The sequence below is a fragment of the Streptomyces sp. NPDC091682 genome, from assembly GCF_044756625.1.
Lineage (GTDB): Bacteria > Actinomycetota > Actinomycetes > Streptomycetales > Streptomycetaceae > Streptomyces.
In genome coordinates, this window is record NZ_JBIVTH010000031.1 from 52,740 (window position 1) to 74,160 (window position 21,421).

Sequence of the window (21,421 nt, forward strand, 5' to 3'; positions counted from 1 at the left end):
CATGATGCTGACAACGCGCCAAGTGGATAGCCGCCGCGCACGGGTTTCGTGACGGTACTGGTGCAGAACATCCGTTGCACGGTCAAGGATCCTGGTCACTACCACTGCTGACTGAGTGAAAATACGACTGCTGCGGCCTTACGGGTGAGCGACGCGGACGTACGGGTGAAACGAGCGGGTCGATACGATGCCCGGCAAGCACGCGTACGACACACGGGGGAGCAGCTTGTTCGGCATAGTGAGACCTTGCACGCACCGGCTTGGAGAACGGTTCAAGGCGGAGTGGATGGCCCATCTGTGCGGGCTCTGCCTGGCACTTCGGGGAGATCACGGACAGTTCGCCAGGATCGTGACGAACTATGACGGGCTGCTCGTTTCCGTTCTGACGGAGGCTCAGTCGGGCACCGCGCCCGAGGGCCGGCGCACTGCGGGGCCCTGCCCGCTGCGCGGGATGCGCACCGCCTCGGTGGCCCAGGGCGAGGGGGCGCGGCTCGCCGCCGCCGTCTCGCTGGTGCTCGCCTCCGCCAAGGTGCGCGACCACGTGGCGGACCGGGACGGGCTGTTGGCCCGTGCTCCCATAGCCGCCGCCGCGCGCAAGGTGGCCCGCGGCTGGGACCGGGCCGGAGCCCGCACCGGGGCCTCGCTCGGCTTCGACACCGCCGTGCTCGTCGACGCCGTGGACCGGCAGGCGGGCATCGAGACGCTCGCGGGCCCCGGCACTCCCGTGCTCGTGGTGACCGAGCCGACGGAGACCGCGACGGCCGCCGCTTTCGCGCATACCGCGCAGCTGGCCGGACGTCCAGGTAACGCCGCCGCGCTGGCCGAGGCCGGCCGGTACTTCGGGCGGCTCGCGCACCTGCTGGACGCGGTGGAGGACCAGGGCGCCGACGCCGTCGCGGGCGCCTGGAACCCGCTCACCGCCACCGGGACCTCGCTCACCGAGGCCCGCAGGCTCTGCGACGACGCCCTCCACGGCATCAAGCTCGCGCTGCGCGAGGTCGAGTTCACGGACGCGGGGCTCGCCCACCGGCTGCTCGTGCACGAGCTGCGCACCTCGGTGGACCGGGCCTTCGGCACCGGCAGTTGCGGCCACACGGCAACGGCCTCCGCCGGACAGGGCGGCAACCCGTACGCGGGCCAGCCGTACGGTGGCCAGGGCCAGGGCCAGAACCCGTACGGCGGGGCTTCGTACGGTGGAGCTCCGTACGGTGGAGCTCCGTACGGTGGGGGAGCGGGCGGCCCCGGGATGCCGCCGACGGGCCCGGGCGGATTCGGTGGCGCGCCGCCCCCGCAGCGGCCGCGCCGCGGACTGCTCGCGGGCTGCGCGGTGGCCATCGGGCTGTTCTGCACCTGCCAGCTGTGCTGCACCGATTACGAGGGGCCGTGGTCCCGGAAGAAGCGGGACGCGTGGTGCAACGCCTGCGACTGCTGCAACTGTTGCAACGGCACCAACCATTCCGGCAGCGGGAGCGGGGGGAGCGGCGGCGGTGGTGGCGGCGGTGGTGGCGGTGGTGGCGACGGCTGCTGCAGCTGTGACTGCTGCGGCTGCGACTGCTGAGGCCCTTTCAGATTTCACAGGTCCGGACGGCGTACGGGGGGATTCCCGTCCGGACCGGTGTGGAAGGGGTGAGCGGGATGAGCGACGACGCAGACGACCCGCACGCCGCGCGGCGGGAACGGCACGAGCGCAGGGCGGCGGCCGTGTCCGCGCCCTGCGGCCCCCTCGCGCTGACCGGAACCCCCCGGCTCGCCGACCACCCGGAAGGTCGAATTCCGGCCGTTCCGGGGCAGTGGCGCCGGACGGAGGGCGGCGGTGCACCGACCGCCACCGCCGGGGACTCCTTGAGCCTCGACGGCGAGCCCTTCGCCGGTGACGTCGTACCGACCGCCGACGAGACCCCGCCCGCGCCCTCCCGGCTCTCCGTCGGGGAGCTCCGGATCGCGATGATCCGACGCGAGGGGGAGCGGGGCGTCCGCGTCCACGACCCCGACTCCCGGGCCCGCCGGGCCCGCGCCGGCGACGGAGCCACCCCCTACGACCCCGCCTTCGTACGGCCGGGGCGATTTCGGCCGTACGCCGAGGACCGGAGCGTCCAGGCGGAGAACACCGACGGGCGGGCGCGCGGCCTCGACCCCGGCGGAGAGCCGGTCTTCTCCTTCGGGGGAGCCGGCCGCACCCTCCAGGTCGCCGTCGACGCCGACGGCGACAGCCTCTGGACCGGCTTCGGCGACGCCACCGGCGGGCGCCCCGGCTCCCGCCCCCGCCCCCGTTTCCCGAAGCCCGGCATACCCGACGCGCGGGGCGCGATCGCGGTGGACTCCCACCACTCCGCGCTGCCTCACTGCGCCTTCGCGGACCGCTTCACCTGCCGTTTCCCGCCGCCCGGAAACACGCTTCCCTTCGAGGCGGCGGCGGCGGGCGGGCGGAGGCTGAAAGCCGCTCTTGCTACCGGTATCTGACGACAGGACACTCCCGACAGCGCTTGTCAGGGACACGGCCAAAGTTTATGCGCCCGCCGTGCCCCCGGCTGCGCCTCACGGGCTCTGGCACCCCCACAACCGTCGGGCCCCCGAACCTCTCCAGGAGGACGAGAAGTGAGGATCAAGCGCATGACCCGTACCAGGCTGCTCGCGGCGGCCACCGGCCTGGCCGCCGCCGCAGCGCTCGCCGTCCCCACGGCCGCGAGCGCGGACCCGCGGGACGGCGGATTCAGCGCCGACCAGCTCGCCTCGGCCGGCGCATCCGTCCTGCGCGCCGACGTGGCGGGCACTGCCTGGCACACCGACCCCGCCACCGGAACCCTCGTGGTCTCCGCCGACTCCACGGTTCCCGAAGCCGGTATCGCGAGAATCAAGCGCGAGGCCGGAGCCGACGTCGGAGCACTGCGCATCGAACGCATCCCCGGCAAGCTCACCAAACTGGTCTCCGGCGGCGACGCCATCTACGCCACGAGCTGGCGCTGTTCGCTGGGCTTCAACGTGCGCAGCGGCAGCAACTACTACGCCCTGACCGCCGGCCACTGCACCGACGGCGCGGGTACCTGGTGGAGCAACTCCGCCCGCACCACCGTCGTGGGCTCCACGGTCGGCTCCAGCTTCCCGACCAACGACTACGGCCTCATCAAGTACGCCAGCAACACGCCGGTGCCCCCCGGCACCGTCGGCAGCCAGGACATCACCAGCGCCGTGAACGCCACGGTCAACATGTCGGTGACCAGGCGCGGGTCCACCACCGGTATCCACAGCGGCCGGGTCACCGGGCTCAACGCCACCGTCAACTACGGCGGCGGCGACATCGTCTACGGCATGATCCGCACCAACGTGTGCGCCGAACCCGGCGACAGCGGCGGCCCGCTCTACTCGGGCGCCCGTGCCGTCGGCCTCACCTCCGGCGGCAGCGGCAACTGCTCCTCGGGCGGGACGACCTTCTTCCAGCCCGTGGTCGAAGCCCTCAACGCCTATGGGGTCAGCGTCTACTGACGATGACTCACGCGCCCCCGCCGCACCCCTGGACGTCCTCCCGCCTTCTGGGAGGATGTTCGGGGCGGCCGTGTCCACGGGGGAGGCTGGTTTCTGCATGAAACGCATCGGCGTGACCGGACACCGAGCCATTCCCGACTCGGTGCTCGGCCATGTGGAGGACGGGCTGCGGGCCGTCCTGGGCGACCACGAAGGACCGTTGGAGGCCTTCTCCAGCCTCGCCGAGGGAGCGGACCAGCTGTTCGCGGCCATCGCCCTCGAGAACGGCGCCGACCTCACGGTGGTGATCCCCAGCGGGGACTACGAGGACGCCTTCGAGGGTGCCGAGGCCCTCGCCCGCTACCGGGGCCTGAAGAACCGGGCCACCCAGGAGGTCCGAATGGACTTCGCCCGCTCCACGGACGAGGCCTACTACGCCGCCGGCACCTACATAGCCGACTCCTGCGACCGGATCGTCGCCGTCTGGGACGGACAGCCCGCCCGCGGCCACGGCGGCACCGCCGAGATCGTCGCCTACGCGCGGGCGCTCGGCAAACCGGTCACCGTCATCTGGCGCGAGGGCGTGACCCGGGACTGAGCCACGCCCCCCGTCCTCAACTGCTGTGCCGGGCCAGCCAGTCCGTGTGCTGCGGAGACACGTACCGCTCCGTCTCGTACACCGACGAAGGCCACTGCGACTCGGTGATGGTCGTCTGCATCACGACCATCATCGCCGCCAGGTCCTGCTCGATCAGCGTGTGCGCCTCGATCAGCGGATGGTGGCGCCGCACCTCATTCCAGGCGATCCCGGCCGCCGCCGCCGCGCTCAGCAGCGCGGTCAGCCTCGGCCCCGGACCCGAACCGAACGACCCCAGCAGCGCGAACAGCAGTGCCAGACAGGTCAGCAGCACGATCGTCCACGACCACAGGTTCGTCGCCCGCCGGGACACCTCCGTCCGCCGTCGGTACCAGTTGCGCTGCTCGATCAGCCGGTCCCGGACGTACGTCTCGCGCCGCGCCTGGTAGTCCATCCCGCGCAGCCGCTGCATCGCGCCGGTGATCTCCCCGCCCTCCGGCACCGTCCCGGCGGCCCGCGGATCCTCCCAGCCCATCTTCCGCAGCTCGGCCAGACCCGCCTCCAACCGGGTCCGGTACGTCGCCTCGGGCGTGGCGACCTCACTGCCGAACGGCGCCCCGTGCACCGCGTACCGCCAGGCCAGGGACTTGATGAACTCCGCCGCACTGCGGTTGAGCTGCCACTGCGGGCGGGCCCGGCGCCGCGTCGCCCGCATCCCCACCCCCAGCACCCCCACGTACGAGAGCACGCTCAACAGCCCGAAGAGGTACATCGAGCCCAGCTTCGGCCCGGCGGGCAGCGCGGCGGCCGCCGCGGCCGCGACCAGCAGCAACAACTGGGCGCGGGTGGCCTGGGTCGATTCCCGCTGCCGGGAGATCGCCGCCTGGTCGGTGTGGTGGAAGAGGGCCGGCAGGTCCTCGCTTCGAAAGGTCATGCTGTCGGTCACAGCGCCCCCCTACTGTCGGGTGGCGGCCGGCGGGGGCCCCGCGGTCGCGGAGCCCCCGCCGCCCGCCGTCGGATCAGACGGCGAGAGGCTCCAGGTCGCGGTGGACCCGCCGCTCGTCGCGCGCGTACCGGGTCAGGCTGTGGTCCTCGCCGAGCAGCCGGGTCAGCTCGGACACCGCCTCCGCCCGCAACCGGGCCGCCTCCTCCTTGCGGCCCATCGAGTCCAGGCTGACCGCCATGTTGGAACTGCTCGCCAGGGTCTCGGGATGGTGCGCCCCGAGCGCTTCGCGCAGCCGCATCACCGCGAGCCGCTCCAACTCCAGAGCGCCTTCCGGATCGCCCAGGTCGGCCCTCGTGTTGGCGAGGTTGAGGTGGGCGAACACGGTGTGCGGGTGGTTGTCGCCGAGCACGTCCCGCATCCCCCGGATCGTCTGGCGCAGCATCGCCTCCGCCGTCTCCGCGGAGCCCGTGCCCCAGTGGAAGACCGCCAGGTTGTTCACGGCCGCCAAGGTGTACGGGTGCCGCTCGCCCGGCACCTTCATGTACTCGTCCACCACCTCCTGCGCCAGGTCCCGCGCCCCGCCCGGATCCCCGGTCGCGAACAGGTCCGAGGCCAGGTTGAGCTCGCAGGACAGCAGGTCCGGGTTGACGGAGGTGTACTTGGCCCGGTAGCGGGCCCGGGTGGCCGTGGTCAGCCGCAGGGCGTCCTCCAGCTGGCCGGCCCGGCGCAGCGACACCGCCAGGTTCTTCGCCGCCGACAGGGTGCCGGGGAACGCCCGTCCCAGCGTCCGCTTGTAGGTGTCGTACGTCCGGCTCAGCAGCTGCACCGAATCCTCGTACCGGCCCACCTCGCGCAGGTCGCGGGCCAGGTTCTGCGCCGATGACAGGGTGTACGGGTGCTCCGGCCCCAGCACCTCCGTGCGCAGGTCGTGCACCTCCTGGTCGATCTCACGCGCCCTGGTGTACTGACCCACGAGCCGCAGGTTCAGCGCCAGGTTGTTCGCGGCGGCCAGCGTGCGCGGGTGCGCCTCGTGGAAGATCTGGCTGAAGCCCTCGTGCGCGTCGGTCGCCAGCTCCATCGCCTGCCCGTAATGACCCAGTGCGCCCAGCGTGTTGGCCAGACCGCTCATCGTCATGTACGTGTGCGGGTGCGAGGGGCCGAGCACCGCCTTCTGCCGCTCCAACGTGACCTCGTCCAGCTCCTTGGCCTCCACGAACCGGCCCTGCGAGCGCAAGATGTTCGACAGGTGGAAGCGCAGGTACAGGTACTGCAGGTCGTTGTTGCCCAGCATCTCCTTCCACGCCTCGCGCAGTTCCTCGCCGAGGGCGTACGCGGCCTTGAAGTCGCCGCGCTTCCACAGGTAGCGCACCCGGTCGATCAGGAGCCTGCGCGTCTCCGGTTCCTTGCAGTACCGGGCCTCCGACGGGGTCAGGTGCGACCAGATGGTGTTGAACCGCGGCCACGTCTCCGGATTGTCGATCGGCTCGTCGTCGTCCGGCCTGGCCCCCGCCAGGATCCGGTGGACCGCGTGCCGCGCCTCGCGCTGCTCCTCCTCGCTCAGCTGGGCCCGGATCACCGCCTGGACCAGCCGGTGCACCTGGATGCTGTTGCTGACCTGGTCCACCTTGGCCAGCGCGAACCGGCCGATCTCCCGGATCACCCGGCCCAGCACCAGCTTCTCCTGCAGCGAGGAGTCGTAGGGCTTGAGGGCGTCGATCATCTCCTTGCTGTAGAGCAGGTTCGCGGAGATCGGCTCGGGCGCGAGGAAGGCACAGAGCTGGAGCAGCCGGACGGCCGCCGGGGACCGGGACTGCAGCCGCTCGATGGAGATGTTCCAAGTGGCGGCCACCGGCTCCGGGTAACCGGGCGGCTGGTTCAGGGCGAGCACGCGGGCGGCCTGCTGCGCCAGCTGCTCGATGTACGCGGATACCGGCGTCGCCGTCTCCGCGATCCACGCCCCCGCCTGCTCGACGGCCAGCGGCAGGTCGCCTACTGCGACCGCCACCTGCTCGGCGTCGTCCTTGCTGAGCCCGGGGGCCCGGCGCTGGAGGTGCTCGATGGACTCCTCCCGCAGGAACACGTCCACCGGCAGCGCGTCACCGTACTGCGACCAGGACTGGTTGCGGGAGGTCACCAGGACGTGGCCCGGCCCGCCCGGCGGGAAGAACCGCTTGAGCGTCTCGGGATCGTCCGCGTTGTCGAAGACCAGCAGCCAGCGGGAGGAAGGAACCCCGCGCCGCAGCAGGTCGATCGCCTCCTGCGAGGCGGCCGCCATGTCCTCGCCGGTCTGCGCGCCCAGCCGCACCGCCAGCTCCGCGAGGGCCGCGACCACGTCGTCGGTCTGCTCCGAGGAGATCCACCACACCAGGTCGTAGTCGGCCATGAACCGGTGCACGTACTCCAGTGCCACCTGGGTCTTGCCGACGCCGCCGAGCCCGAACAGGGTCTGCGGCTGCGGCAGCACCACGGCCATGCCCCCGCCGAGCTGGTCGCGCATCCGCTCAAGCACGATGCTGCGCCCGGTGAACCCCGGGTTGCGGGGCGGCGCGTTCCAGATCTTCGGGACGGTCCCAGGGAAGCGGGGACCGGGCTGCGAGGCACTGTTGACGCTGTCCGGCAGGGCCATGGGCCGCTCCACCGCACGCAGCAGGGCGGTCGTCGCGTGCACCTCGTCGAGCCGGAAGAGGTCCACCGGATTGCGGTCGATGTACGGCGTGGAGAGCCGTACGTCACCCACCCTCAGCGGGACCAGCTGGCGCCGGCCCCCGGTCGGGTCCTCGGCGGCCGCGCGCTCCCACACGTCCACGGCCCGGGCCGACTTCAGGTAGGCGCTGGAGAGCAGCACCACGGTCCGGGCGGCCGTGTCGATGCTGATGCCCGCACCCCCCAGGGTGTCCCCGGCGACCGCTCCCGGTGCCCGCTCGGCCGAGACGTCCTTCGGCACGACCCGGAAACCGGCCCGGGTGAGCACCGACTCGATCCAGTCGGCCCACATCCGGTTCTCGGCGACGTAGGACAGGAACAGGTCGGCGGGCAGTGCCGGGCGGCGCCGGGTGAAGGCGTCCCGGATGCGCAACCGGACCTCCTCGCCGATGACCGGCATGGAGGTGATCTGGCCCTCGGTGACCACAGCGGTGAGCCGTTCGAACGCGGAGAGCAAGGAGTTGGTGAGCCCGGCCTCGTCGCCGAAGGTGGCCAGGGTCTCCTCGTAGGCGTAGTAGGGGCGGTACGGGATCTCCACCGCACCCCAGTAGGAGGTGAGCTCGTCCCCGACCAGGCCGTTCGGGAAGCGGTCGAACTTGATCCGGGCCAGCGCCCGGCCGGCGTCGGCCTTCTCCTTCTCGCCCTCGTCGATGCGCATCGGGACCGGGTAGATCTTGATGCCGCGGTCGTTGAACCGCTCGTCGATCTGGCGGGCGACGGACGCGGCGCCGTCGATGGACTGGTCGGACAGGGTGAAGCAGTCGACGAGGACGTCCGGGAGGTGGACGGTGCAGATGTCGGCGATGTCGGACAGTCCGGTGCGGCTGTCGATCAGGACGTAGTCGTAGTTCCGCTTCATGTCGGCGCGCAAGGCGTCGAAGAAGAGCCCGCCGCCGAGCCGGTCGTAGAAGTTGTCCCAGTCGAAGGTGGAAACGGTCGCCGAGTACTCGCGGTTCTGCCGGCCCGCCGAGACGAAGTCCAGGGTGCCGCCGTCCGGGAACTCCCAGCCGTGGGTCTCCGGGGTGAGCGAGACGGCGTGCGGCTGTATCCGCGCGTAGTCCTTGTGCCAGTCGTCGGGCCGCTGCACCGGACTGGTCGCAGCCCACGCGTACTCGCTGATCAGGTCGATGACCCCGGTGGTGGCCCCCAGCGTGGAGGGGTCCAGGAAGGGGTGGAAGAAGCGGTGCAGGCCGGGCGCCTCCAGGTCCCAGTCCACGGCGAGGACCCGCTTGCCGTTGGCCGCCAGGATCCAGGCGGTGTTGGCCAGCGCCATGGTGCGCCCCGTGCCGCCCTTGTACGAATAGAAGGTGACGATGCGTCCGTCACGGCTGTCGCTGCTGCTGTCACTGCTCGCTGTCATCCGCGTCCCCCCGGTCGGTGTCGTTGTCGTCGTTGTCGTGGAGGCCGGCCCCCGCCGGCCCGGTCCGGCGCCGGTCGGAGTCGGGCGGGAAGGGGACGCGGGGCGATGGCGGCCCCGGCGGCCCGTTCATCCCCATCGGCCCCAGCAACCGGGGCCGATCGATGGAGGTGTCCCCCTTCGGCGGATACGGCTGCGCGTGTCTGAGGAACTGCTGGGCGGCCGCCTCGACCACCTGCGGCAGGATCTGGCCGAGGGTCTCCACGTTGGCCACGCCGTTCGCGGCGGCCCGGCAGGCGGCCCGGCCCTGGCCCATCGTCTTGGGCATGGTGGTCTCCAGCCGGTCGGCCAGCTCGTTCTCCTTCGACCGGCTCTGGTGGTCGTACCGGTTCCACGGCACGACCACGTTGACCCACGGCCGCGGCTCCCGGTCGAAGGCGGCCAGGCGCCGGCGCCGCTGCTCGTCCTCCACGGCCCACCGGTCGACGATCAGGATCTCCGGCCGGGTCGGCAACTGCTTGCTGTCGAGGTGTCCGGCCTCGTCGTCGAAGGAGGACATGGTGGTCTGGTAGTTGAGGTTCTTGACCAGGTCCTCGGCGACGTAGGCGATCGGCCGCTGGGCGACCGGATGGTACGGGTTCCACTCCAGGGCGGTGTCCCCGTAGTACTCGGGGGTGCGGCCCTCGGGCAGGTCGTGCCGGGAGGCGGCGGCCACGGTCACGTGCAGGGTGCGGGCCGGGCTGCCGCTGGAGCCGAAGGCGCTCGGTACGTTGCGGTAGTCCAGCGGGCGGATGGGGTCCAGGTGGGCGGTCTCGGCGACCTGGACGATGCGCCGGGCGAGCTCGTACACGGCCTGCTCGTACTGGTCGGCGTAGCCGCGCAGTTTGATCAGCCCGTACAGGCCGTCGGTGACGTAGCGCTCGCCGAAGGTGTTGTGGTTGAACTGCAACCGCTCGGCCGGGCCCGGGAGTTGCTCCGGTGGCACCGGCACCCATAACGCGGGCACGATGGCCTCGGCCTGTTTGTTGCTCATCGCGCCGTGCTGGACGGCCCGCTGCGCGAAGGCGAACCACTCCTTCCCGCACATCTCGCTGGCGAAGTACCGCGGCGAGAACAGGGGGACGAAGACCCGGCAGTTGGCGAGTGCCCGGGCGAGCCGTTCGGACCAGCCCTCGCCGCTGCGTATCTCCCGGTCCATGAACCCGACGTCGTACCCGGCGCGCAGGTCCGTCAGCGCCATCACGTGCCCGCAGAGATCACGGAAAAGGCGCTCGACCCACATGTCCGGGTCGGGGCCCCCGGCCCCGAACCTCGGTGTATGTGCGTAACTGAGAAAAAAGTACGGCTCCCCTGATGCGGGCACACGACCCCCGTCCCGAAGATGCGAAGCGAAGAAACATCATTCCGGAGCTGCTTCGCCGCATCCCCTCATCGTTCAGTCAATCAGCGTCTGTTTTCGGTCATCCAGTCAAGGGCGTGATCGACGGCCTCCGGGAGGGAGAAGAGCATGGTCGACGCACCTCCCACCCGCCCCCTGCGCACCCGTGAATCCGGGAACGCGTCACCGATCTCCGCGAAATCGCCGTCGTCCAGTGCGACGTCCTCGTATGCGGTCCACTCCCCCTCCTGCCGGTGTCTTTGCGACCCCGGAAGGTTCACCTTCACCACACACTCGTACATGCGCAAGGGGGGCTTCGGAATTCGGTACTCCGCGAGATGGAAAGCGGTACAGACCGAAAACCCCACATTGATCATGAGTACCTGCCCGCCCTCCCAGCACAACTTTCCCAGGGGTGACTCTTCCCCCAGATGGCTTTCGAGGCGGTGCCCCGAGCACAGCCGTTCCGCGTCCGCCCCGAGGGCCGCGAACGAGGTCTGCGGATGGGCGCTGCGAGCGGCTCCCGGCGCGGTGCGGACGGCCTCGGCCAAGGAACCCATGCCCTGGCTCGGGGTGCTCGCCGGGTCGAAGGGGGACATCCGCTCGCGGAAGTCCCGCACCCCGGCCCCGTCCAGGCCGCGGATCCGCTCCAGGTGGGCCGTGGAGGTCTTGGAGTTCTCCGGGGTGAACGCCGGGACGACCAGGGTGCCGCGCGGCCCGAGGACGCCCGTCAGGGCGTCGCGCAGCAGTTCCGCGCGCAGCCCGGTCCCACCGAGGGAACAGTGCACCAGGAGCCGCATGCCGGGGCGGACCCCGGCCAGCCGCAACTGCACGGCGAGCTGGAGCCTGCCGGGCGTGGGGGACGGCGCCGGGGCGGGCGCGGTCACGCGTCGACCGTCTTCAGTTCGTAGCGGAGCTCCGCGACCAGGCCCTTTCCGGTGACGGTCAGCTCGGCCGCCTCCGAGAGCCGGTCCAGGGCCCGGTGGATCCGCTCCGAGCCGCCCGGCTCGGGCGTCGCCGTGGCCCGCCGGTACGCCTCCACCGCCACCCGCTCGTGCACGTCCGCCAGCAGCCGGGACACCGGTACCGGCCGCTCCCGCCACGGCGAGGGGTGCTGCCACTCGCCGTCCAGCGCGTACAGGTCGGCCACCTCGGTCAGCGCCCGCAGCCTGGTCCGCCGCCGCCCGGTCAGCAGCGCCAGCGCGGTCTCCCGCACCCCCGCCGCGTACGGCACCCCGAGCGCCCCCGGCCCGTGCCGCCCGGCCTCGCCCCAGCCGCCCGACCGCGGGCCGCCCGCGAGCGGGGTCAGCGTGGTCAGCCCGGTGGCCGCCGCCCGGGCGAACTCCGGCACCGCCTTGTGCAGCAGTGCCCACGCCCGGTCCAGCCTGCCCCGCCACTCCTCGGCCTCCCCGGCGCCGAGGCGGAGCCTGGGCGGGCGCGGGAAGCAGTTGCGGTAGGGGTCGAGGTCCTCCAGGGCCACCGGGGCCGCGTCCGGCCCGGGCGACCAGGTGCGTACCGGCTGCCAGCGGGCGTCCCCCGCCGCGGGCCCGAAGCGGTGCTCGGCGCGGCCGTCCCGTACGGCGTACCCCTCGTCGGTGACGTGCAGCGCGGCCCGGCCCTCCGTGCCGGGCTCCCCGAGCCGCAGCAACCCCAGCGTCGGCAGGTACACCTCGCCGTCCCGGTAGGCCACCTCGGCCGGCAGGTCCAGCCCGCCGCGGAGCACGGCCGCCGCGGCCAGCGCGGTGAGCCGGCGCGCCGCCTCCGGGGCGTCCTGCGTGCCGTCGCGGGCGGCGTCCAGGGCCGCCAGCACCCAGGTCCGGGTGAAGGGGTGGTCCAGTACGGCGTCCAGCGCGTCCGTGCCCGCTTCCCCGGCCCGCTCCACGGCGGCCAGCAACTCCCAGGCGTGCGCCCAGTTGGGGTCGGCGGCGAGGTCCGCGTGCAGCCGGGCCAGCAGGATCCGGGTCAGTTCCTCCTGGGACCGGGCGAGTTCGGCCGGGTCGGTGAGCTGCGGCGCGGTTTCCCGCGGTGCCGTGCGACCCTCGACCCCGTCCACGAGCTCGCGCAGGTCGGTGCAGTAGACGGAGGGGTTGTCGAAGCCGTTCCGGTCGCGGTAGCGGTGGGTGTAGAGCCCGCCGCCGCACGAACGTACGACGGGGCACCGGCGGCACGACTCGCTGACGCCCGCCAGGCCCAGCTGCCGGGCACGGACCCCGGGATGGGCCGCGACCTGGTCGAGCGCGTGGTCGAAGACGTTGAAGCCGGTGGCCGCGGCCCCCTCGAAGGCGCTCTTGAGGGAGTCCACCTGCTCCAGGGTCCCGTCGGTCTCGACGACGACGAGGTCGGTGGGCGCGAGGCCGAGCGACTCGGTGAGGCTGGGGCCCCCGCGCAGGGTGGAGAGCAGGGACTCGAAGAGCCGTACGGGCACCGGGCGCCCCAGCCGGTCCCAGTGGTCGAAGATCCGCAGCAGCCAGCGCGCGTACGCGTCGGGGGCGCCGTCGGGCCGGGCCGGGGGCGTCTCCCAGGTGGCGTGGGGGAGGAGGAAGTCGACCCGTGGGGGCTCCAGTTCGACCAGCGCGTCCAGCACGGCGACGGGGTCGTTGGCCACGTCCACGGTGCAGAGCAGGCCTTGGTAGAGGTGGCGGTACGGCTCGGAGCGGAGCAGTGCGACGGCGGCCAGGACCAGTGGGTGGCTCGTGCGGCCGTCGGCGAAGCGGCGGTGACGGTCGTTGGCGGCGCGGTCCCCGTCGAGGGAGATGCCGACCCGGACGCCGTATTCGTCGAAGAGGTCGAGGTAACGGGAGCTGAGTTGGAGCCCGTTGGTGTGGATCCGCAGGTCGAGGGGGGCGATCCCGCTGAGCGCCCGGGTGAACTCCTCGCATACGAGGCGGAGTCGGGCCGGGCCCGCCAACAGGGGTTCCCCTCCATGGAGAATCACCGTGACGGAGGGGAGTGCATGGTCACGGGCATGTTCGGCGAGCCTGGACGCGGTATGCGAAATAACCTCGGGGGAGATCACTTTCGGCCGGGCCTGCCAGCTCTGATCTGCGTGTTCATAGACGTAGCAATGATCACAAGCAAGATCGCACCTGCTGTGAACTTTTAGGACGATCTCGCGAAATGCGATCAGGCCGGTCATTCCACCAGTCTAGAGCGCGGAGTTCGGGTCAGAGAGCGGAGTTGAAGATCGGTGCCTGAACCGGACGAGCAGATTCGGCCGGCAGCACGCGACCGAGCGTCGCCGCCGCGGAAGCGGTGTGGACGTCGATCTTGCCGAGCGGGACCCGGTGGGCCTTGACCGAGCTGGTCGCGGGGGATGCTGAAGTGTTCACGGCACCGTCCTTGGGGAAGCCATGTGGAATGGACATGTGAATGACAACGGCTACATGCTGCTGTCAAGCAGGGACTTTACTAGGACAGCCCCCCTTGGCAACACGAGACATGACGCCTGGTCAAGACTTCCATGCAATGCGTGGCGGATTTCTCAAGAGGGCGGATTCGGCCGTTTGCCGCAAGGAAAGATCCTTTTCATCGGTGGGGGTCTCGGCGGCGGCCCCGTCCGGACCGGACCTACTCCGGCCGCACTGCGCTGACCTGGTGCGATGCGAGGGCGTGTCCCGTCGGCCGGGAGTCGGACTCGGCCGCCGCGGAACCGCCACCGCCGAACAACAGGAAGAGCGCGGTGATCACCGCGGCGGCGGCGCCGATCGCGCCGACGAGGTCCCCCTTGGCAGCGGCTCCGGCGGCGGCTCCGGCGACGGCCCTGGTGTGCTGGTGGACGGCGTAGCCGACGAGGAGCCCGACGGCGAGGACGGGCAGGCTGACGTGGTCGATGTGCAGGGTCATGGGGCGGCCTCCACGGCTCGTGGGGCCCGTCGAGTGGTGGCGGGCCCGGAGGCGTGGAACTGACGAGTGCGGGCGCCGCCCCCAACGACAAGTAATGACTGTCCACTTGGGAACGGTTCAAGCCCGAATAATCTCAACTACCCTTACGCGGGCTGCTGTTCGTGGAGATCCGGTGTCGGGAGGTCGCGCAGGAGCCAGTTCAGCACGTCGGGCAGCGCGCGCAGGGAGGCGAAGTGCGCGGCGGCGGGAACGATGTTGGTCGTGGCTCCGGGGATGCGTCGGGCCAGCCAGCGGGAGTGGCCCACGGGGGAGAACACGTCGAGCTCGCCGTGCCAGATCAGTACCGGACAGCGGATGTCGGCCGGGTCGAAGCCCCAGGGGCGGCTGAAGGCCAGGACGTCGTCGATCCATCCGTACGCCGAATGGCGCAGTCCCTCACGGTAGTTCCGCAGGAGCATCGACCGCAGGCCGGCGTCCGAGACGATCATGCGGTCGTTTTCGGTCAGCTCCCGGCGCAGTTCGTCCAGCAACCGGCCGGGGTCCTTGCGGATGCCGTCGGCGCGCGGGATCAGCCGGGCAGCCAGCTCCTCGGGGTCGGCGGTGGCGGTGGTGTACTCCCGCACGTTCGACGCGGCCATCCCGGCGAACCAGTCCAGGTCCTCCGCGTCCCGGGGGGCGAGGCCGACCATCCCCGCGGTCCGGGTGACCCGGTCCGGGAGGAGGGCGGCGCAGGCCAGTGCCCCGGCGGCGCCACCGGAGCGGCCGGCGACCGCGAAGGTGTCCAGGTCGAGGGCGTCGGCGATGGTGGCCACGTCCTGGGCCACGTCCGCGACGGTGCGGCCCACGTGGCGGTCGGAGCCGCCGTAGCCGGGTCTGTCGTAGGCGATGAGCTGCATCCGACGCTGGTAGAGGATCATGCCCCGGGGGGCCGGGCCGAGGCGGCTGCCGGGCATGCCGTGTAGCAGGAAGACGGGCTTGCCGTCGGGATCGCCCCAGCGCTCCACGGTCAGAGCGCGCCCGTCCGCTGTGCGCACCTGATTGCGCACGCGCTCCCTCCTTCACGATCGGTGTGGGTCGTCACCGCGATTGTGCGCGCTGGGGGAGGAGTGCGGTAGGGCGCACTTACAGCGGAATTCTTGTGAATGCCTTCACGAGCCCGAGAAGGCCTTTGTTCCTCTTGCATATGCCCTGGTCAAGGGGGCGTGCTGTAGGGGTGAACGGGCGTGAACGGGCGTGAACGGACGTCCGATCGCTACGAAAGGCCTTTTTGGCGCGGCGGCTTCCGCTTTTGGTCGCCCAATTGACGGAAAAGGGAGTTCCTGAACCCGTCGGTGCGAGAAGCGCCGGTCGGGCCCCCGTCTCAGGTGCGGGGCACGAGCAGGGCCGCCGCCGAGCGGGCCTGCTCCAGGGCGCGGGCGCGGTCCGCGCCGCGCTGCCCCAGGACGACCCGGGTGCTCAGGCCGTCCAGCAGGGCGAGCAGCTCCGAGGCCCGTGCGGGCACGTCCATGGGCGCGAAGCGGCCCTGGTCCACACCCTTGGTCAGCAGGGCCTCCAGGTCCCGCTGCCAGCTGTCGTCGATCTCCTCCTGGGCGGCCTTCAGCGGCTGGTTGGAGGCGGTGCGGGCCCATAGCTCGATCCACAGGGTCCAGCGCGGGTCGCGGGGACCCTCGGGGAGGTAGAGCTCCAGGAACTGGTCCAGCTTGCGCACCGCCGTCACCCTGCGGCCCAGCAGCGCCCGGCGCTCCCCGGTGAGCTGGTCCTCGCTCCAGCGCAGGGCCTCCAGCAGGAGCCGGTCCTTGCTGCCGAAGTAGTACAGGATGTGGCCCCCGCTGGTGCCGAGGCGCTCGGCCAGCGCGGACATGGTGAGCGCGGCCAGTCCGTCCTCCGCGATGGCCGCCATGGCCTCTTCCAGCATCCGCTCCTGGGCGATCTGCCCGTCGCGCCGCCGCGCCGCTCCCGCCACCGCTCCCGCTCCCGCCCTCCGGATCTTCCTGGTCCGACCTTATCCCGGACAGGGGCTTGACGGGGTCGACGTCCACCCCTCATCTTGAATGCCATTCAAGAAGTTAGAACGTCATTCAAGATCGTTCAAGGTCAGGGGTCCTCATGGGGCAGCAGGAGACAATCGACGTCGACGAGGTGTTCCGGGTCGAAACGCACGGGATCGACCCGATTCCGGACGCCGAACGCCACGGCAGCGCCAAGGACCTCTTCTGGCTCTGGTTCGGCTCCAACCTCACCTTCACCTACGTGATCAACGGCGCCCTCGCCGTCGCATTCGGGCTCTCCTTCTGGCAAGCCACCGCCGTGGTCGTGATCGGCGGACTCTCCTTCTTCGCCATCAGCGCCGCCGGACTCAGCGGCATCCGCACCGGCACCGCCACCCTGGTCATCTCCCGCGCCACGTTCGGAGTGCGCGGCAACTTCCCGGCCGGCGTCCTCAACTGGGTGGTGAGCATCGGCTACACCATCGTCAACACCGTGGTGGGCACCCTCGCGCTGGAAGTCTTCTTCGCCGAGATCGGCTGGCAGGGCGGCACCGCCGGCCGCGCCGTCGCCCTCCTGGTCACCCTCGCGCTGACCTTCGCCGTCGCCATGTGGGGCCACGCCACCGTGCAGTTCGCCGAACGCTGGATGGCCTACGTCCTCGCCGCCGGCTTCGGCGTCCTGCTCCTCTTCGTCCTCCCCGGCGCCGACACCGCCGCCCCGGCCGCCGCCCCCGGGCTCTCCGGCTGGAGCCTCGCCTTCGTGGTCATGCTCGCCGGCCCCTTCTCGTACCTGCCGATGCCCGCCGACTACACCCGCTACCTGCCCCGGACCACCTCGCTGAAGTCCATCACCTGGATGGGCGCCCTCGGCGGCTTCCTCTCCTCGGTGGCCCTCGGCGTCGCGGGCGTCGCCGCCGCCACCCAGACCGACATGACCGACGCGGTCGCCGGCGCCGAGAGCCTGCTGCCCGGCTGGTTCCAGCCGCTGTTCCTGGCCCTCGTACTCGGCGGCTCGGTCACCAACTCGATCATCACGCTCTACTCCTCCAGCCTGAACCTCCAGGTCCTCGGCATCCCGTGGAGCCGTGCCCGGGCCATCGTCATCAGCGCGGCCGTCACCGCCGCCGGCTCGCTCGCCGCGCTCTTCCTCACCGACTTCACCACCTCCCTCCTCTCCTTCCTCTCCCTGCTGATCATCGTGTTCGCCCCCTGGGGCGGTGTCTTCCTCGCCGACATGCTGCTGCGCCGCTGCCACTACGACGCCGAGGCGCTGCACGCCGGCAGCACGGGCGCCTACTGGTACCGCTCCGGCTACCACCCCGCCGGCATCACCGCCCTGCTCGCCGGAATGACCTTCGCCGCCCTGACCTGCGACTCCGAGCTGTGGACCGGGCCGCTGGTCGCCCCGCTCGGCGGCGCCGACCTCACCCTGCTCGGCTCGGTCGTCTCCGGACTCACCTACTGGGCCCTCACCCGCCGCCGGGTCGCGGCCTACGCCCCGGCCGCCTGAACGACACCGCACACGCAAGGGAGCACCCCCACATGACGCGCCACCCCTTCCCCGCCGACCTGCTGCTCACCGGAGCCCGGATCCACACCGTCGACCCCGACCTGCCCGAGGCCGAGGCCCTCGCCGTCCACGACGGGCACATCGTCTGGGTCGGCCCGGACGCGGGAGCCGCCGCCTGGGCCGGACCGAACACCCGGCGGATCGACGCCGGCGGAAAGCTCGTCCTGCCCGGCTTCATCGACGCCCACAACCACGTCCGGCTCGGCTCCGACGCGGACTGCGTCCAACTCGCCGGGGTGCGCACCCTGGAGGGCATCCACGAGCGGATCCTGGCCTGGCGGCGGGCCAACCCGGACGCCGGCTGGATCGAGGCCGAGGCCTTCGACTACTCCGCCGTTCCGGGCGGGCGGATGCCGTGCGCCGCCGACCTGGACCCGGTCACCGGCGACATTCCGGCGATCGTGCTCTCCTACGACGTGCACACGGCCTGGCTGAACACGGCGGCCATGCGACGGCTCGGGGTCTCGCGGGACCGCACCGACCTCCCCTTCGGCACGGCGGCGGTGGACCCGGAGACCGGCGAACCCACCGGATTCGTCAAGGACTTCGCCATCAAGGGGCTCTCCCGCGACGGCCACCGGGCCCTGCGCGAGCTGGGCGTGCCGTGGGCCTCGCCGGACCGCCAGTACGGGCGGCTCGCCAAGAGCCTCGACGACGCCATCGGCTTCGGCATCACCACGGTGGTCGAGCCGCAGAACTCCCTCGACGACCTCGAACTCTTCGAACGGGCCCGCTCCGAAGGGCGGTTGCGCTCACGGATCGTCGCGGCGCTGTTCCACCCGCGCGGTACCGGCGACGCCGATCTGGACGAATTCGCCGACGCGGCCCGGCGGTTCGCCGGGGACCGGCTGCGGGTCGGCCCGCTCAAGCTGTACATCGACGACGTGGTGGAACCCCGTACGGCCGCCCTGTTGGAGCCGTACGCCGGATGCGGCGCGCACCGGGGCGAGACCTTCTACCCGGCGGAGGAGTTCGCGGACCTGCTGGCGAAGCTGGACGCCCGCGGCTTCCAGTGCTTCGTGCACGCGACCGGCGACCGGGGCATCCGGACCGTCCTGGACGCGGTGGAGCACGCGCGGACCCTGAACGGCCCGCGCGACGCCCGCCACCAGGTGGTCCACGTGGAGTGCCTGGACCCGGCGGACGTGCCGCGCTTCGCCGAGCTCGGCGTGATCGCGTGCATGCAGCCGAGGCACTGCGCGCCGGAGATCGCGGGCCCCGGCCAGGACTGGGCGGAGAACGTGGGCGAGGACCGCTGGCACAAGGCCTGGCCGATGCGGAGCCTGCACGAGGCGGGGGCGGTGCTGGCGTTCTCCAGCGACTGGAACGTGGCGGAGATGGACCCGATGGTCGGCATCTACACGGCGGTGACGCGCCGCCCGCTGTCCGGCGACGGCCCGGCCTGGCAGCCGGCCGAGACGGTGGACGCGGCGACGGCCGTGTACGGCTACACGATGGGCTCGGCCCACGCCAACTTCCTCGAGCAGGAACGCGGTTCCCTCACCGTGGGCAAGGTCGCGGACTTCGTGGTCCTGTCCCGGGACATCCTCACCGTCCCGGCGGACGAGATCCCGGGCACGGTCGCCGAGACGGTCGTGGTGGCGGGCGAGGTGGTCCACCAGGTGGCCTGAACCTCCTCCTTGATCCGCCAACGTTCCGTAGGGTGAGCGCACTTGGGGCGGTTCGCCCCTGAGGGGGCGGGGGGCATGGGCGTACTCGGTGTGGTGGTCATGGTGCTCGGAGCGCTGCTGGGGGGCACCTTGGCGCGCAGGACGGTCGCCCGGCGGGCGGAGGCCCGGACGGCGGCCGCCGCGGGCGCCGCCGTCGCCGTCCCCTGCCAGGCGCGCTGGCGGCAGGGGGTCCGGCGGCGGTTCTTCGGCTACGGAAAGCTGCGGACCGGCGCGGACGGCACGGGCGCGGTCTTCGCGGCCCCCCTGCGCCGGGCGGTCGTGCTGCCCGTGGGTGGCCGCGCGGCCGTCCGCGAGAGCTGGCGGCCCGGCATGCGGGTGCTGGAATACCGGGCTCCGGACGGGCGGCGGATCGACTTCCAGGTCTACGACGCCGAGGCGGCCCGCACGGCCCGCCTGCTGGGCGTCCCGGACCCGGCGGACCTCGGCTAGCGCTTGGGCCAGTACCAGAGCGGCTCGTCCAGGGGGCCCTCACGGCCCGCGACCTCCGTCCGGCCGAACTCCTTGACCAGGGTGATCGTCCGCAGGTCCACCCGGTGCCGGCGGCTCCCGGTGGCCAGGGCCTCGGCGAGGGGGTCCGCGTGGGTGACCACCACGGTCTGGGTGTCCCGGCTCACCGTGAGGATCAGGTCCGCGAGCGGGGCCAGCAGGTCCGGGTGGAGGCTGGTCTCCGGCTCGTTGAGGACCATCAGGGCGGGCGGCCGCGGGGTCAGCAGGGCCGCCGTCCAGAGCAGGTAGCGCAGGGTGCCGTCGGACAGTTCGGCCGCGCCCAGCGGGCGCAGCAGACCGTGCTGGTGGAGCTCCAGCTCGAAGCGGCCGTCGCGGTCGGTGACGGAGACCCGGCTGCCGGGGAAGGCCGCGGAGACCGCCTCGTCCAGTGCCGCGCGGTCGCCGATCTCGCGGATGGTCTGGAGCGCGGCGGGCAGGTCGGAGCCGTCGGCGGCGAGCACCGGCGTACGGGTGCCGATCCGCGAGGTCCGGGCGGGTGCCCCGGCGTCGGTGCGGACGTGGTCGTAGAACCGCCAGGAACGGATCAGCTCGCGCAGGGCGAGGAGGTCCGGAGCCAGCTGGGGGTCGGCGAGCTCGCTGAGCATGGAGTCGTACGGCCGCAGGGCGTTCTGGGTACGGTGCCAGCCGCCGTCCGCGGTGCGGGTCCGTACGGCCGGCCCCGCGCGGTCGGACAGCAGGGCCGCCGGGCGCAGTACCGGCCCGGCCCAGGTGCACTCGCGCTTGATCTCCGGGTCCAGGGCGAAGAGGGAGCCCGCCACCGGTACGGGATGCCCGAAGTCCACCGCGTAGCCGAACTCGTCGCCCGAGAAGCCCAGGCGCAGGCTGACCGGCTCGCTGCGGACCGTGCCCTGGAGCGGCTGCCGGCCTTCGCGCACGGCGCGGGCGAGCTTCTCCGGCCCGGCCCACAGGGTGGAGGGCAGCCCGCCCTCCCGGGCCAGAGCCGCGATCGCCCCGCCCCGGGCGGAGTCGGCGAGCAGGCGCAGCGAGCGGTAGAGGCTGGACTTGCCGGTTCCGTTCGCACCCGTCACGACGGTGAGCCGTCCCAGCGGGACGACCAGTTTGCGCAGCGAGCGGTAGTTCTCGACGGCTAGCGTGGTGATCATGCGACGACCGTATCGGTGTGCGGTGTGACCGGCGGTCGGCTCGGCGGTGTGCCCTGCGGGCGGCTCGGGGGATTTGCAGTTCGGTGGCACGTTCCCTCGTGCCGTGGTGGTTCGCCTCAATCGCCGGCGGGGCTTTGATGGGTGGGGCGGTGCCCCGCAGGAGGGTCTCCTCGGCTCGCGCCAGGCGGCCGTGGTTCTGCCGTTCGGCCTGGGTTGCGCGCTCGTCCTGCGGGGACCCTCCTCCGTGTCCCCGCCCCACGGCACGGCTCCGACAGCGACGACCCGTCCCCGGAGCGTGG

The 21,421-nt window shown here is 72.0% G+C and carries 17 protein-coding genes; 7 read left to right on the forward strand and 10 right to left on the reverse strand.

The genetic code is table 11. The annotated features are described in order from the left end of the window. Positions 1-226: 226 nt before the first annotated feature. From ACIQK6_RS39285 to ACIQK6_RS39300, 4 genes are all read left to right on the forward strand, one after another. Positions 227-1,558 carry a DUF5685 family protein gene (locus tag ACIQK6_RS39285; RefSeq protein WP_329103573.1) on the forward strand — a complete coding sequence of 444 codons (1,332 nt, stop codon included), beginning with the start codon at positions 227-229 and terminating at the stop codon, positions 1,556-1,558. Between the two features lie 77 nt (positions 1,559-1,635). Beyond that, positions 1,636-2,460: a DUF1684 domain-containing protein gene (locus ACIQK6_RS39290; RefSeq protein ID WP_402697235.1), complete on the forward strand. Its 825-nt coding sequence runs from the start codon at positions 1,636-1,638 to the stop codon at positions 2,458-2,460. Positions 2,461-2,595: 135 nt separating this feature from the next. Then, positions 2,596-3,480: a S1 family peptidase gene (locus ACIQK6_RS39295; RefSeq protein WP_402697237.1), complete on the forward strand. Its 885-nt coding sequence runs from the start codon at positions 2,596-2,598 to the stop codon at positions 3,478-3,480. A 97-nt stretch (positions 3,481-3,577) separates the two neighbouring features. Continuing rightward, complete coding sequence (locus ACIQK6_RS39300) at positions 3,578-4,057, forward strand: hypothetical protein (protein ID WP_329103579.1); 480 nt, start codon at positions 3,578-3,580, stop codon at positions 4,055-4,057. 16 nt (positions 4,058-4,073) lie between these two features. Here the strand turns inward: ACIQK6_RS39300 and ACIQK6_RS39305 are convergent, their stop codons facing one another. From ACIQK6_RS39305 to ACIQK6_RS39345, 9 genes are all read right to left on the reverse strand, one after another. Further along, on the reverse strand, positions 4,074-4,970 hold the full coding sequence (locus ACIQK6_RS39305; RefSeq protein ID WP_329108077.1) for a DUF4231 domain-containing protein: 897 nt from the start codon (positions 4,968-4,970) through the stop codon (positions 4,074-4,076). Positions 4,971-5,055: 85 nt separating this feature from the next. Continuing rightward, positions 5,056-9,045, reverse strand: a complete 3,990-nt coding sequence (gene fxsT / locus ACIQK6_RS39310; RefSeq protein WP_329103581.1) for an FxSxx-COOH system tetratricopeptide repeat protein — start codon at positions 9,043-9,045, stop codon at positions 5,056-5,058. Beyond that, complete coding sequence (locus tag ACIQK6_RS39315) at positions 9,029-10,405, reverse strand: TIR-like protein FxsC (protein ID WP_329103583.1); 1,377 nt, start codon at positions 10,403-10,405, stop codon at positions 9,029-9,031. Before ACIQK6_RS39315 ends, fxsT begins: the two co-directional genes overlap by 17 nt. A gap of 80 nt (positions 10,406-10,485) precedes the next feature. Beyond that, positions 10,486-11,307, reverse strand: a complete 822-nt coding sequence (locus ACIQK6_RS39320) for an aminoglycoside N(3)-acetyltransferase (RefSeq protein ID WP_402697240.1) — start codon at positions 11,305-11,307, stop codon at positions 10,486-10,488. Then, complete coding sequence (fxsBH, locus tag ACIQK6_RS39325; protein WP_329103585.1) at positions 11,304-13,556, reverse strand: radical SAM/SPASM protein FxsBH, inactivated beta-hydroxylase extension form; 2,253 nt, start codon at positions 13,554-13,556, stop codon at positions 11,304-11,306. The genes ACIQK6_RS39320 and fxsBH overlap by 4 nt, the downstream gene beginning before the upstream one ends. A gap of 28 nt (positions 13,557-13,584) precedes the next feature. Next, positions 13,585-13,749, reverse strand: a complete 165-nt coding sequence (gene fxsA, locus ACIQK6_RS39330; RefSeq protein ID WP_402697243.1) for an FxSxx-COOH cyclophane-containing RiPP peptide — start codon at positions 13,747-13,749, stop codon at positions 13,585-13,587. 238 nt (positions 13,750-13,987) lie between these two features. Further along, positions 13,988-14,263 carry a hypothetical protein gene (locus ACIQK6_RS39335; protein WP_402697245.1) on the reverse strand — a complete coding sequence of 92 codons (276 nt, stop codon included), beginning with the start codon at positions 14,261-14,263 and terminating at the stop codon, positions 13,988-13,990. Positions 14,264-14,406: 143 nt separating this feature from the next. Further along, the gene (locus ACIQK6_RS39340; RefSeq protein ID WP_329103590.1) at positions 14,407-15,309 is read right to left on the reverse strand and encodes an alpha/beta hydrolase; all 903 of its coding nucleotides are present in this window, start codon (positions 15,307-15,309) and stop codon (positions 14,407-14,409) included. 314 nt (positions 15,310-15,623) lie between these two features. Beyond that, entirely contained in the window at positions 15,624-16,226 is a 603-nt protein-coding gene (locus ACIQK6_RS39345; protein ID WP_329103592.1) for a TetR/AcrR family transcriptional regulator, read from the reverse strand. A gap of 143 nt (positions 16,227-16,369) precedes the next feature. Here ACIQK6_RS39345 and ACIQK6_RS39350 point away from each other — a divergent pair, with 143 nt between their 5' ends. The 3 genes from ACIQK6_RS39350 to ACIQK6_RS39360 all read left to right on the forward strand — a co-directional run bounded on the left by ACIQK6_RS39350 (position 16,370) and on the right by ACIQK6_RS39360 (position 19,941). Continuing rightward, complete coding sequence (locus ACIQK6_RS39350; RefSeq protein WP_329103594.1) at positions 16,370-17,761, forward strand: cytosine permease; 1,392 nt, start codon at positions 16,370-16,372, stop codon at positions 17,759-17,761. Positions 17,762-17,793: 32 nt separating this feature from the next. Continuing rightward, positions 17,794-19,452 (forward strand): amidohydrolase, encoded by a 1,659-nt coding sequence (locus ACIQK6_RS39355; RefSeq protein ID WP_329103596.1) that lies wholly within the window; start codon positions 17,794-17,796, stop codon positions 19,450-19,452. Positions 19,453-19,527: 75 nt separating this feature from the next. After that, on the forward strand, positions 19,528-19,941 hold the full coding sequence (locus ACIQK6_RS39360; protein WP_329103598.1) for a hypothetical protein: 414 nt from the start codon (positions 19,528-19,530) through the stop codon (positions 19,939-19,941). Here ACIQK6_RS39360 and ACIQK6_RS39365 read toward each other — a convergent pair. Further along, positions 19,938-21,122: an AAA family ATPase gene (locus ACIQK6_RS39365; protein ID WP_329103600.1), complete on the reverse strand. Its 1,185-nt coding sequence runs from the start codon at positions 21,120-21,122 to the stop codon at positions 19,938-19,940. The genes ACIQK6_RS39360 and ACIQK6_RS39365 overlap by 4 nt on opposite strands. Between the last annotated feature and the right edge of the window lie 299 nt (positions 21,123-21,421).